This window comes from Oleiphilus sp. HI0067 (assembly GCF_001635735.1).
Genome location: NZ_LWFI01001564.1, coordinates 1 through 1,028 on the forward strand (window position 1 = coordinate 1; position 1,028 = coordinate 1,028).

1 protein-coding gene is annotated in these 1,028 nt (G+C 44.1%); it reads left to right on the plus strand.

Annotated features, from left to right (window positions below):
- Positions 1 to 1,028, plus strand: a 1,028-nt coding sequence (locus A3739_RS25505; protein ID WP_068503233.1) for an NAD(P)/FAD-dependent oxidoreductase, incomplete at both ends; no start/stop codon positions are given.

A 1,028-nucleotide genomic window follows, 5' to 3' on the forward strand; every position in this document is an offset into this window, starting at 1 on the left:
AACGGTCTGGCGGCACATGGGACTTGTTTAAGTATCCAGGCATTCGTTCTGATTCTGATTTATTCACCTTTGGATATGAGTTCAAACCTTGGGAAGATAAAAAAGTCATTGCTGATGGTCAGGATATTCTCAAATACATTCGTGAAACGGCATCCGAAAATAAAATCGACCAACATATTCGCTACGGTCGAAAAGTATTAAGCGCCAATTGGAGCTCACAAGAACAGTGCTGGACTGTGCAAATAGAACATAGCAACGGCCACGTCAAAACCATCGAAGAAGTTACCTGTAACTGGTTGTTTAGCGCCGCTGGATACTACAACTACGATAAAGGCTATACGCCAGAATTTCCGGAAATAGAAAACTTTAAGGGGCAAGTGATTCACCCTCAACATTGGCCGGAAGATCTCGATTACCAAGGTAAAAATGTGGTGATAATTGGCAGTGGTGCAACAGCCGTGACGCTGTTACCTGCGATGGCGGATAAGACAAAACATATCACTATGCTTCAGCGCACGCCGACTTATGTGATGAGCATGCCGCAAAGCGACCCGATTGCTAACGTACTTCGCGCACTGCTCCCTAAACGCCTTGCGTATAAACTAACGCGAAATAAAAACATTAATATTTCGCGTCTGATTTGGCGTTTGTGCCAACGTTTTCCTAAGTTCGCACGTAAGATTATTCATCATAGCAATAAGAGCCTGCTGCCAAAGAACTACCCTGTCGACCAACATTTTAATCCTCCATATAACCCTTGGGATCAACGCTTATGTGCGGTGCCTGACGGAGACTTATTTAATGCAATCAGTGAAGGCAAAGCTTCAGTTAAAACCGACACCATTAAGTGCTTTAACGAGGAAGGTATAGAGCTAGCATCAGGCGAAACACTCAAAACAGATATTGTCGTGACAGCTACGGGTTTAAACGTGCAACTATTTGGCGGGATTAAGCTAAACGTCGATAACAAGACCGTCGATTTATCCGATACCGTTGCATACAAAGGCATGATGTTGAGCGGCATACCT